The sequence below is a fragment of the Niveispirillum sp. BGYR6 genome, assembly GCF_027568365.1.
Lineage (GTDB): Bacteria > Pseudomonadota > Alphaproteobacteria > Azospirillales > Azospirillaceae > Niveispirillum.
This window is the reverse complement of record NZ_JANLNL010000004.1, coordinates 114,178-126,539: the sequence shown is the minus strand read 5'-3', so window position 1 is coordinate 126,539 and position 12,362 is coordinate 114,178. Positions and strand designations below refer to the sequence as shown.

Sequence of the window (12,362 nt, the reverse complement as noted above, 5' to 3'; positions counted from 1 at the left end):
CTACCCTGTCACCCGCCAGCGCGCGATGATGGCATCCAGCCCGCCATCACGGATCAGGGATTGCCGCGCCGCTTCCAGACGCGCCGCCTTTTCACCGCGATCCCGTGGCAGGGCCATGTAATGGGACGATACCAGCAATGGTTTGGGCAGAAAGCGTATCTTGTCGCTGATGCCTTCCTGTTTCGCCTTCCAGGCCAGGGCCAGCCGGTTCCCCACCACCAGATCAACGCGGCCCGCCACCAGTTTCAGCAGGGAAAGCTGGTCATTGCGGGCGGGGTCGCGGGTGAAATGGGTGGCATTGTCGAAGGCCTCTCCATAATGGTTGCGCTGGGTGGTGCCCACGGTCAGGCCCGCCAGATCATCCAGGGTCTGGAAGGTGATGTTACTGTCAGCCCGCACGGCAAAGGCAATCTCCCCTTCGCGGAACGGTCCGACCATCAGGAAATCGCGGAACCGCTGTTCGGAGGGCACCAGCCCGAACAGAATGTCGCAGCGCCCCTGTTCCAGCCCCGCCATGGCGCGGCCCCAGGCCATCTGCTGAATATCATGGGGGGCATTCGCCCGCTCCAGCATGGCGCTGACCAGCTCCACATCCAGCCCCGCCGGCCCCTTGCCCGGCATGTTCCAGCAAAAGGGCGGAAAATCATCGGCACAGAAGACGATCCAGGGTGCCTCATCCGCCCGGACCGGGCCACCGCCCGCCAATGCCATGCCCATCGCCGCGATCAACAGATCGCGCCGCTGCAACGGCCGGGTCTTCCCGGCGGATGGTGGCATTGGCCCTGCGTTCGGCATTGATCATCGCCTTTCACGCGCACCCTTGGCGCTATCCTATACGCATGTCCGGCAGCCCGATACCTATACGCATGACGGCTTGCCAGATATCGCCATTCGACAGCGGCAAAGGGCTGTTGTATCACTGCCCCCCATGACTCTGATCACGACCACCGACGACCTCGCCGCCTTTATCGACCGTATCCGTGACGCCGAATACGTCACCGTTGATACGGAGTTCATGCGGGAAAAAACCTATTATCCCCAACTCTGCCTGGTGCAGGTGGCTGGCCCCAATGATGCCGCCGCCATCGACCCGCTGGCACCGGGGATCGACCTGCAGCCGCTGTTCGCGCTGATGGATGATCCCAAGGTGTTGAAGGTGTTCCATGCCGCCCGGCAGGATCTGGAGATTTTCTATCACCTGACCGGCAAGATCCCGACACCGCTGTTTGACACGCAGGTGGCGGCCATGGTCTGCGGCTTTGGCGACAGCGTCGGCTATGAAACGCTGATCACCAAGCTGACCCCGGCGCGCATCGACAAATCCAGCCGCTTCACCGACTGGTCACAGCGCCCGCTGACCGACCGGCAATTGACCTATGCTTTGTCGGACGTGACGCATCTGCGCCCGGCTTACGAGAAAATCCGCGCCAAGCTGGCCCGCACCGGGCGGGCGGAATGGCTGACCGATGAAATGGCCATCCTGACGGAACCGGCGACATACCGCACCGAACCGGAAGACGCCTGGAAGCGCCTGAAGGTGCGGACGGAAAAGCCGCGCTTCCTGGCCATCCTGAAGGAAGTGGCGGCCTGGCGGGAGCGGGAGGCGCAGCGCAAGGATTTACCGCGCAACCGCGTGCTGCGGGATGAGGCGCTGGTGGAAATCGCCGCCCACGCCCCCACCAATGCCGACGATCTGGGCCGCACGCGCGGGTTGGGCAGCGGCATGGCGCAGGGCCGCTATGGCACGGAAATCCTGGCCGCCGTGCAGACGGCCCTGGCCATCCCCGACGCCAACCTGCCCCGCCCGGACCCGCGCCCGGAACCACCCCCCGGCATCGCCCCGATTGTGGAGCTGTTGCGGGTGCTGTTGAAAATGGTCTGCGACGATAATGAGGTGGCCAGCCGTCTGGTCGCCAACTCCGCCGACCTGGAAGCCATCGCCGGCAATGATGATGCCGACGTGATGGCCCTGAAAGGCTGGCGCCGCGACCTGTTCGGGGAGGCGGCGTTGAAGCTGAAACGCGGGAAGCTGGCGCTGGCGATCACCGGGAAAAAGGTGAAGCTGGTGGAGTTGGAGAAGTGAGGAAGAGGGGCCGGGCGAAACCGGCCCCTTTGTTTTTGGGTTTGGGTGAGCGGGTAAACGCGGTAGTGGGTATTTTAGTACATTGATAAAAAAAGCGTTAATGCAATCCTATACCCAGTTAAGTTCATTGCAACAGGGCGTATGCCACTTAGAATATATAGACAGAACCACGATAATTTACTTCGGCCAAATAAACGGTGTCCGATCAATGCACGCCAGCTGCTCTATTCCAAACAGCACCCGCCCACCTAGTACATCAGCGCTTCGGCGGATACTAGAGTAAATCCCCAGATATTCCTTCATTAAATTTGATATTTTATTATCAAGATTTTTGAAACATTGTTCATCATTACAGAACCGATAATGTTTTCCCCACCCCAGAACGATACCATCCACACGTTTCAGTGTACTGATCAGGGAACGAGATTTTTCAACTATTTGACCAGAACTCAACCTCCTAAAGTTTTCTACGCTAGCATCCAATTCGCTTTTGACCTTTGCAATCAATCTTTCCTGCGCAAGTGGAGAAGGACGGATGAGCCCATTGCTTAGTTCTATACCAAGAAACTCAAAACTGCTGGAAATCGACTTGACACCGCCAAAAGATTTATCGGGAGCGAATGACATGCCCAACCCTTGGAGGATCATATCCGCTTTACGAAGCCTAGCATTAGCGGCTCTCTCAGTGGGAGCAAGGATTATGAAATCGTCAATGTAGCGAAGGCAGCGGCAATCACCTTCATTCATCTGGCGGTCGAAGTCATGAAGGATGATATTCCCAAGCAGCGGAGAAAGGGAGTTTCCCTGTGCGACGCCTATATCATGTGTTGGGAACTTTTCTGCTTTTTCCTTAAGTGCAGCCATGTTGGAGAGTTCAACGTTGATAGCCTTACGGAAGAAGTCAGTGAACTCGTCATCTTGTGTCGCGGTTCGTACAATTTGGGTCACAGCGTCCTTCGAAATCCGAGTGAAGAACGAAGAGATATCGGCGACAGTAACGAACTTCGCTCCCTCTCTGATGCAGTTGAGAACGGCGTCGATAGCGGCAGGCACCGCCCCAAGCCCATCTTCCCCCTTACGAATGCCACCGAAGCTATACCGGTTCTCGGCATAAGGTTTCAGCCCTTCGATGGATAGGAGAACGTCCAAGATTGAACGCTGGACGATCCTTGACTCGATATCGGAAATCACGATAGGGCGGAAATTGACGCTATTCCGTCCGTCCGCCAACCTCTTCGGAATTGGAACACCTTTTGCTGCAGGGAATTTAAACGTTCCGTGAGAGAGCCTAGAGGTGAGCGAACGAATACCCCTCCATGCATCCTCTCCGAATTCATCAACTTCCTTGCGAATGTCTTCGGATTTCGAAGTCCGCGCATTCTCGCGGATCACGCGCCATGCCTTCTCCAGGCTAGTGTTGCTCCACATGGCTTTTAGAAGGGGGGATGGCACCGGTATGGGTCCTGTTGGTTAGCCCAACCCGCCCGAGCTGCACTGATCACCGCAGAGGTACCTTTCGGCCCGATCTGCCCGACTTGGACGCTGACTTTCATCATCGCCTCGCCGCTGCATCCGACGAACGGCGCAACGGTCAACCCGTCCGCGTTCCCCAGAGCTAGGAACAGTCCGAAGATCACAACCGTTGAACGGCTCCGACCACCGGCTCGCGCCAAGTTGGCACGTTTTTGCATATCCCGAACATCATCGCGCCTCCTGATTAACCTTAGCGTTTTTAGCCGCTTTGGCAAGGCCACGCGAGCACCCGGCTCCGCCCGACCCGTGAAAGAAATGGGACTAACCGCCCAACAGGTCCCCGTAATGGTGAGGGTTACGGCTAGTTTACTATCCACGGGCAGGTCGGCACTGATCACCGCAGAGGTACCTTTCGGCCCGATCTGCCCGACTTGGACGCTGACTTTCATCATCGCCTCGCCGCTGCATCCGACGAACGGCGCAACGGTCAACCCGTCCGCGTTCCCCAGAGCTAGGAACCAGCACTACATATCCTACCGAACCCTATTCAAAATTCAAGGCGTAAACATGTTGTGGACTGGGGACCACTTAAAACATCATCAACGTCTTTAAAGGTCTTCCAGCAAACAGCACAAAAGCAGTTTAAAGGTGGAAGGTCAGCTTTCGGGAATCACCTTAGTCTCTGGAACATCGTTGTTGGGGGGGGGCAAAGGGCCCTCCAAAGGCAAATCAGCACGGATGCGGCGATGAAACACTATACCGTACCGCCTGCGTCGCCCCACCCCCAAGTAAGGAAAGCCCCCTGCCGGCCCCGCCCCTTTCCCGATTCCTCACACCTCCCGCTGCTACCCCCGATAGGGCTGCGGAGAACGTTCCGGAATCATCTGCGGAACGAAGCTGAATCAACACGGGCTCCCCCGCCGGGGCACGTCCCCGCCGCCACCCCGCCTATCCTTACGTGGCCCCCACAGCATCACCGGAAAAACCGGCCCCGGTGGTGACACCGGGGCCGGCTGTCATCACAGCTTGGCGGACAGCGAGATGCCGAAGGTGCGCGGCTCGCTCACCACCGGGGCCATGAAGTTCTCGATCACGCCCTTCACATTGGCCTCGTCCGTGATGTTGCGGACAAAGGCGGCCAGTTCATAGGCATTGTCCGGCGCCCGGTAGCCCAGACGCAGACCACCTTCAAAATCATTCTTGCTGTAGAATTCGGCCGATTCATACAGCACGAAATTGGTTTTGCCGGTGACGTTCCAGTCGGTGAAGGCGAGCAGGGTGCCGCCATTGGCCAGCGGGTAATCGTACCGCGCCGTGAAGTTCAGGATATATTTCGGTGCGTTGGGGAACGGGTTGCCGTCGATCAGGGCGCGGCCGCTGACCATCGGGTCCAGCACGGTGCAGACGGTCACCGGGCTGCAAACGCTGGTGCTGACCGACTTGTCCTTGATCTTCGTATCAGTATAGGTGACGCCAGCCGTCAGGGTCAGTTCCTGGGTGACGGCCAGTTCGGCATCCAGTTCAAAGCCGACCGCATCGCCCTTTTTGGCATTCAGCAGACGGGCCGTGCCGTTGGCGTCAAAGGCCGTCAACTGGATATCGTCCACCGAATAGGTATAGACGGCCCCGTTCAGGCGCAGCCGGTTGTCGAACAGGCTGCTCTTCACACCCGCCTCATAGGACATGATGGTTTCCGACGTGGCGGTCGTCGGCGGCCCGTTGAAGGAGACGGTGCGGCCCTGGATGGTGGGCCCGCGGAAGCCGCTGGCCAGACGCACAAAGACAGACGCATCATCGGTCAGGTTATAGAAGGCGCTGGCATCCCAACTGACCTTGTCGTCCGACAGCTCAACATGGCGCGTGCCGGTATAGGCCGTCTGCACCTGGGCCGAGCCATTTTCGATGCTGCGGAATGTGCCGGCGGTCAGGGCCCGCAGCACATTCATTTCCTTATTATCCTCGGTATAGCGCGCACCGGCAGTCAGCTTCAGTTCCGGCGTCACCTGATAGCCGCCCTGGCCGAACACGGCCCAGCTATCATTCTTGTTGCCCAGCGTGACATAGCCGCTGGCACCGCCCGTTTCAAAGAACCGGTAGGGGCGGAAGCTGGTCTCATCCTTGGCATTGAAATAGAAGCCGCCAACCTGCCAGTTGAAGGCGCTGTCCGTGTCGCTGGCCAGGCGGATTTCCTGGGTCCACTGGTCCAGATCGTCGACATTGCCCTGGGATTCGGCGGCGTTCAGCGGCAGACCATCGGTGTCGCCCCGGCTATAGCCGTTGGTCGTCTCGTAAGCGGTGATGGAGGTCAGCACCACGCCGCCGAAATCATGGTCGATCTTCAGCGAGGAACCCCAGCCCTTATAGGCCTGCGGGTTGCCGTCACCATCATTATAGGAGACGCGGCGCTTCTGGTAATTGCTGTTCAGTTCGTTGGACCCCTTGGTCAGGGCATTGCCCCGGAACAGGGAGGAGGTGGCATCCAGGTCGCGGCCATGCACGTTCAGCAGTGCGCTGGTATTGTCCGACGGGGTCAGCAGGAATTGCAGACGGCCGGCAAACTCCTCATACCCGCCCAGCTTGCGGCCATTATAGGTGTTGGTCACATAATCATCGCGGTGCTGGTACATCACCGAGGCACGCACGGAGAGGATATCCTCGATCAGCGCGCCGCCGACACCGGCATCCAGGCTGGATGTATTGTAGCTGCCATAGGTCAGGGTGGCGCGGCCGCTGGTTTCCTGGCTGGGGGCGATGCTGTCGAACTTGATGATGCCGGCCGTGGTGTTGCGGCCGAACAGCGACCCCTGCGGCCCGCGCAGCACTTCCACCTGGCGCACATCGAACAGCGGGCTGCTTTTCAGCACCACATGTTCCATCACCACATCATCGATGATGACGGAAACCGGCTGCGAGGCACCAAGGTAGAAGTCGTTATTGCCCAGGCCACGGATATAGAAGCGCGGGAAGATGCGGCCGGTGGAGGTTTCGGCATAAAGGCCGGGCACCTTGGCCGACAGGTTGAGGATATCGCCACCGCCGGCCAGCAGGTCGCGCAGCTCCGCCCCGCCGATGGCGGCCACGGACATCGGCACTTCCTGCAAATTCTCCGCCCGGCGCTGGGCGGTGACGATGATTTCCTCCAGCATCTCGTTGCCAGCCCCCTGGGCGGCAGCCCCCATGGTGCCGAATGCCACGGCCGCAAGGCCCGCCAACAGGGCCGGCTTCAGGATCGCTTTCATTTTTGATCTTTCCTTAAAGGCGATTATCTCTCTTCGGCCCGGCCGATCCCATCGGCGTTCCCTTAGCGTTTAAGGAAACCGGGTCCGCGCCCAGCCTTGTGCAGCGCATACCCGCAACGGGGCGGGGCCACATGCGCGGCCCGGTGAAATTTTTGCGACGCAACAAGATGCCGCAGCCAGATGACCACCGGCTGCGGATTTCCATGGCGCAGCACCAGCCCCATGGTCCCCGCAGGGGCGACATGCGGCGGTGTGGCTGTCCGCCAGGGCGGTAGCGGCGTATTTTTAGGCAGAGGCGCTGGCAAGCATGGCCAACGCCCACCCTTGCCGTCTGGTCTGCCTCCCCATGTCCGCCGCCCCCTCCACCGCATCCGCCGGGTTCTCCCAGGAGGAGAATTTTCCGTTGGGTATCCTGTTGGCCTTCCTGGCCTTTGCCGGTTACAGCATCATGGATGTGACGGTGAAGATGCTGGTCAAGCATTATGCCGTGCCGCAGGTCATCGTCTTCAACAGCCTGTTCGCCTTCATCCCCATCATTCTCTATGCGCTGAAAACCGGCGGACTGTGGCGCAACCTGCGTACCCGCCGGCCACAGTTCCATGCTGCCCGCGCGTTCTGCGGCATCTGTTCGGGTTTTCTGGGCTTCTATGCCTATTCCCAGATGCCGATTGCCGATGTCTATGCGCTGGCCTTCACCGCCCCCCTGTTCATCACCGCCCTGGCGGTACCGGTGCTGAAGGAACAGGTGGGCTGGCGGCGCTGGACCGCCGTGGGCATCGGCTTTCTGGGGGTGATGGTGATGCTGCGGCCCGGCAGCGGGCTGTTGAACCCGGCGGCCTTCGCCGCCTTGGGCGGGGCGTTCTTCTATTCCATCGGCATGTTGATTTCCCGGCTGATGCGCGGCACGGAAAGCAGCGTCTCCTTCGCCTTTTATTCCACGCTGGCCAGCACCCTGGTCTATGGCAGCATGATGCCCTGGTTGGGCAAGATGCCGACATGGCCGCATCTGGGCCTGTCGGCCTTGGGCGGCACCTTTTGCGGTATTGCCTTTGTCTGTCTGCTGACGGCGTTTCGCAAGGTGCCGGCCGCCGTGGCCGCCCCGTTCCAATATACCCAGATCATCTGGGGCGTGCTGTATGGCTATGCCTTCTTCGGGGATATGCCGGATCACACCCTGTTCATCGGCGTGGCGATCGTGATTTCGTCGGGCCTTTACATCCTGTACCGCGAAACGCGGCTGGGCCGGCAGGTAGCCGCCCAGCCGGTGGCCGAGGGAGCCTGAGCATGGGCGGCAAGTCATTGATCGGCATCGCCTGGTTCCAGGTGGCGATTCTCTGCTTCGCGGTGATGGATGCCGCCATCAAGTATCTGACGGCGGATTTCGGCACTTGGCAGATCATGTTCTTCCGGGGTTTCTTCTCCCTGATCCCCATTGCCCTGTTGACGGCGCGGTCGGGCGGGCTGGGCACGCTACGCACCAGCCACCTTTTATCGCATGTCGGCCGGGCCCTGATCGGCATCGCGGCCGCCTTCTGCTTCTTCTATGCCTATTCCATCATGCCGCTGGCCGATGCCTATGCCATCGCCTTTGCCGGGCCATTGTTCATGACGGCCCTGTCGGTGCCGGTGCTGAAGGAAAAGGTGGGCTGGCGGCGCTGGCTGGCCGTGCTGGTAGGTTTTACCGGCGTCATCGTCATGCTGCGGCCGGGACAGGGCATGTTGACGCTGACGGCCCTGGTGCCGCTGGCCGCTGCCGCCTTCTATGCGCTGACCATGCTTTATGTCCGCGTGCTGGCGCGGACGGAAAGCAATGCCGCCATCACCTTCTATTTCGTCACCACCATGTCGGTCATGGCGGCCATCGCCATGATCCCGGAATGGCGCACGCCACAGGGCTGGCAATGGCTGCTGCTGATCATGGTGGGGGTGATCGGCGGGGTGGCCCAGATTGCCTTCACCCAGGCCTTCCGGCTGACCAGCCCGTCGCTGCTGGCCCCGTTCGAATATACGGCGATGATCTGGGCCGTGCTGTTCGGCTATCTCCTGTTCGGGGATATTCCGGACAAGGCCATCTGGATCGGCGGCGCCATCGTGGTGGCGGCCGGGCTGTACATCATCCACCGCGAAACCGTGCTGCACCGGCAGGTCACCAGCAACAGCCGCGCCGCTGGGGAAACGGGTCGCTAACCCTCTCCCCTTCCCATGGGTTGAAGCGCGGTTATGCGGCACTTGCATAAGCAGGGCTTGGCGCAGCCCCCGGCTGTTGGCATTGTGCATTGCATGGAAACACCGGCATCAAGGTCGGTGGTAGGGCGTCATGAAGGGGCAGGGTCGGGGATGCGAACAACAGGGGCTGCGCGAAGCACCGTCTGGCCGGGTCGTCCCCATCCGCTGGGGGCCACCTGGGACGGTTTCGGGGTGAATTTCGCCCTGTTTTCCGCCCATGCCGAAAAGGTGGAACTCTGCCTGTTCGCCAGTGATGGCTTGCGGGAGATTGAGCGGATCACCCTGCCGGAATGCACCGATGATGTCTGGCACGCCTATCTGCCCGATGCGCGGCCCGGCCTGCTTTATGGCTATCGCGTGCATGGGCCCTATGACCCGTCACGCGGGCACCGGTTCAACCCCAACAAGCTGTTGCTGGACCCCTATGCCAAGGCGCTGGAAGGGCCGATGCGCTGGTCGGATGCGCATTTCGGCTATCGCGTCGGCGCGGCCAAGGAAGATCTGTCGCTGGACCGGCGCGACAATGCACGCGGGATGCCGAAATGCCGGGTGATCGACCCCGCCTTCACCTGGGGCAGCGAACGCCGCCCCAGCATCCCCTGGACCGACACCATCATTTATGAGGCGCATGTCCGGGGCCAGACGCTGAACCATCCCGACGTGCCACCCGGAATGCGCGGCACCTTCAATGGTCTGGCCAGCCAGGCGATGATCGACCATCTGAAGGGGCTGGGCGTGACAGCGGTGGAGCTGCTGCCCGTCCATGCCTTCACCGATGACCGGCATCTGGTGGAACGGTCGCTGCATAATTACTGGGGCTATGCCAGCATCGGCTTTTTCGCGCCCGAACCGCGCTATATGACCGGCCGGTCAACGCGCGAATTCAAAAGCATGGTGGCCCGCCTGCATGATGCCGGGATCGAGGTGATTCTGGATGTGGTTTACAACCACACGGGCGAGGGCAACCATCTGGGCCCCACCCTGTCGTTCCGCGGCATCGACAATGCCAGCTATTACCTGCTGCAACCGCAGGACAAGCGCTTCTATCAGGATCACACGGGCACGGGGAACACGCTGAACCTTGCCCACCCCCGCGTGTTGCAGATGGTGATGGACAGTCTGCGCTATTGGGTGGGGGAAATGCATGTCGATGGTTTCCGCTTCGATCTGGCAACCTCGCTGGCGCGCGAGGCCCATGGCTATGACCCCGGCAGCGGCTTTCTGGATGCCGTGCGGCAAGACCCGCTGCTGGCCGGCGTAAAGATGATTGCGGAGCCCTGGGATATCGGCCCCGGCGGCTATCGCGTCGGGCAATATCCCTCGGGCTGGAGTGAGTGGAACGACCGGTTCCGCGACACCACCCGCCGCTTCTGGCGCGGGGATGAAGGGATGCTGCCGGAACTGGCGGCCCGGCTGACCGGGTCGGCTGACCTGTTCGACCATGGGCACCGCCGCCCCTGGTCCAGCATCAATTTCGTCACCTCGCATGATGGCTTCACCCTGGCCGACCTCAACGCCTATGAGGTGAAGCATAATGAGGCCAATCAGGAAGCCAACCGCGACGGGCACGACGCCAATTTTTCCGCCAATTATGGGGTGGAGGGACCGACGGATGACCCCGCCATTCTGGCCCTGCGCCACCGGCAGGCCCGCAACCTGTTGGCCACCTTGCTATTTTCCCAGGGCACACCGATGATCCTGGCCGGGGATGAGCTGTTGCGCAGCCAGCAGGGCAATAACAACGCCTATTGCCAGGACAACCCGGTCAGCTGGACGGATTGGGAGGGGACGGGCATTGCCGGGCGGGCGATGACCCGCTTCGTCGCCCGCCTGACCGCCTTACGCCGCCAGCACCCGGTGCTGCGGCGCGGGCGTTTCCTGCATGGGCGGGAGGTCTCAGCCAACGGCGTCAAGGATGTCACCTGGATCAACCCGCAGGGCACCGAAAAGGCGCCCGAACAATGGCGCGACGGTCAGGCCCGCTGCCTGGGCCTGTTGCTGAACGGGCGGGCGGGTGTGCATCCGGGCCATGATGGCGCGCCGCTGCTGGACGAGGTGCTGCTGCTGATCGTCAATGCCACGCCGGAGCCTGTGCCCTTCATCCTGCCCGCCGTGGCGGGGGGCAATGGCTGGCACTGCCTGCTGGATACTGGTTCCGCCACGGGGGAACCGACGGCCAGTCCCGGCCCCCTGCTGCCGGTGACTGGCCAGCCGATCACCCTGCCCGGCCGCAGCTGCTGGCTTTATCAGCTGGTGGAAAGTAACGCAGATCAGGCACCTGTTGCCGATAGCGGTTTGGAGGGGACGGTCCATGCCTGATGTTGATTTCCGCCCTGTGCAGGTGATGATCGTCGATAAGGACAGCAATACGCGCCGCCTGCTGCGGGGTATTCTGTCCCGCGTGGGGATCGACAAGATCACCGATTTCCCCAACACCACCGATGTGCCGGCAGCCTTGCTGGCCAGCCCGCCGGACCTGCTGTTCATCGATGCCGACGCAGCAGAGCCGGAGGGCTTGCGCTTTGTGCAGAATCTGCGCCATGCGCAGCAGCCGCATAATCCCTTCCTCTGCATCATCGCCATGACCTGGCAGCCCACCCAGCCGCTGATGATGCGCTTCACTGCATCGGGTGCCGATGATCTGATGGTAAAGCCGTTCAGCGCCAAGCAGGTGCAGGACCGGCTGACCAACCTGATCGACGGGCGCAAGGGCTTTGTCGTCACCGCCGATTATATTGGCCCGGACCGGCGGCGCCAGCCGCGCGAGGGGATACAGATCCCCCTGTTCAACGTGCCCAACAGCCTGCGCCTGAAGGTAACCGGCCTGTTCGACAAGGCCCGCATCAACGATGCCGTGGCCGACGCGCTGGAGGCCATCAATGTGCAGAAGGTGGTGCGCGGCGGCTTCCAGCTGGCCTTTCTGGCCGATTTCGCTGCACCGGGCGCCAGTGCCGGCGGCGACAAGATGGCGGCCGACCATCTGCTGCGCATCGGCCCGGTGCTGGATGATCTGATGCGGCGGCTGCGGCCGGATTCGGACCTGCGGCCGACGCTGGAGACCTATGCCACCACGATTCGCGCCACGCTGGAGGCTTTCAAGGCGGCACCGGACAAGCCGGCCGGCGGGATGCCGGCCCTGCTGGCCGCCGCCATCGGTATCGCCGCCGCCACCTCCCGCCGGTCCAACATTGGTGTGGTGGAACAGGAAGTACGGGGGGCGGTGACCAGCTATCGCAACCGTCTGGCCGAAATCGCCCAGGCCAAGGCCGCCCCGGCCGCAGCGGCGGCACCAGCCGGGGCGCCGGCAGAAAAAGAGGTTGAGGCACGGGGGTAACCCCCCG

The 12,362-nt window shown here is 61.5% G+C and carries 8 protein-coding genes; 5 read left to right on the top strand and 3 right to left on the bottom strand.

Annotation, left to right across the window (positions count from 1 at the left end; translation table 11 throughout):
* A complete protein-coding gene (locus PCJ49_RS11130; RefSeq protein WP_269910992.1) occupies nt 1–747 on the bottom strand; it encodes a transporter substrate-binding domain-containing protein in 747 nt (248 codons plus the stop codon).
* A gap of 181 nt (nt 748–928) precedes the next feature.
* On the opposite strand from PCJ49_RS11130, the gene rnd reads away from it, so the two are divergent.
* On the top strand, nt 929–2,083 hold the full coding sequence (rnd, locus tag PCJ49_RS11125) for a ribonuclease D (protein WP_269910991.1): 1,155 nt from the start codon (nt 929–931) through the stop codon (nt 2,081–2,083).
* A 177-nt stretch (nt 2,084–2,260) separates the two neighbouring features.
* On the opposite strand, the gene PCJ49_RS11120 is transcribed toward rnd, so the two are convergent.
* Both PCJ49_RS11120 and PCJ49_RS11115 read right to left on the bottom strand, forming a co-directional pair.
* Complete coding sequence (locus PCJ49_RS11120; protein WP_269910990.1) at nt 2,261–3,475, bottom strand: reverse transcriptase/maturase family protein; 1,215 nt, start codon at nt 3,473–3,475, stop codon at nt 2,261–2,263.
* Between the two features lie 1,100 nt (nt 3,476–4,575).
* On the bottom strand, nt 4,576–6,795 hold the full coding sequence (locus tag PCJ49_RS11115; RefSeq protein WP_269910989.1) for a TonB-dependent receptor: 2,220 nt from the start codon (nt 6,793–6,795) through the stop codon (nt 4,576–4,578).
* Between the two features lie 346 nt (nt 6,796–7,141).
* On the opposite strand from PCJ49_RS11115, the gene PCJ49_RS11110 reads away from it, so the two are divergent.
* From PCJ49_RS11110 to PCJ49_RS11095, 4 genes are all read left to right on the top strand, one after another.
* The gene (locus PCJ49_RS11110) at nt 7,142–8,077 is read left to right on the top strand and encodes a DMT family transporter (protein WP_269910988.1); all 936 of its coding nucleotides are present in this window, start codon (nt 7,142–7,144) and stop codon (nt 8,075–8,077) included.
* A 2-nt stretch (nt 8,078–8,079) separates the two neighbouring features.
* A complete protein-coding gene (locus tag PCJ49_RS11105; protein ID WP_269910987.1) occupies nt 8,080–8,982 on the top strand; it encodes a DMT family transporter in 903 nt (300 codons plus the stop codon).
* 150 nt (nt 8,983–9,132) lie between these two features.
* Nucleotides 9,133–11,340 (top strand): glycogen debranching protein GlgX, encoded by a 2,208-nt coding sequence (gene glgX / locus PCJ49_RS11100; protein WP_269910986.1) that lies wholly within the window; start codon nt 9,133–9,135, stop codon nt 11,338–11,340.
* The gene (locus PCJ49_RS11095) at nt 11,333–12,355 is read left to right on the top strand and encodes a response regulator (RefSeq protein WP_269910985.1); all 1,023 of its coding nucleotides are present in this window, start codon (nt 11,333–11,335) and stop codon (nt 12,353–12,355) included. Before glgX ends, PCJ49_RS11095 begins: the two co-directional genes overlap by 8 nt.
* Nucleotides 12,356–12,362 lie beyond the last annotated feature (7 nt).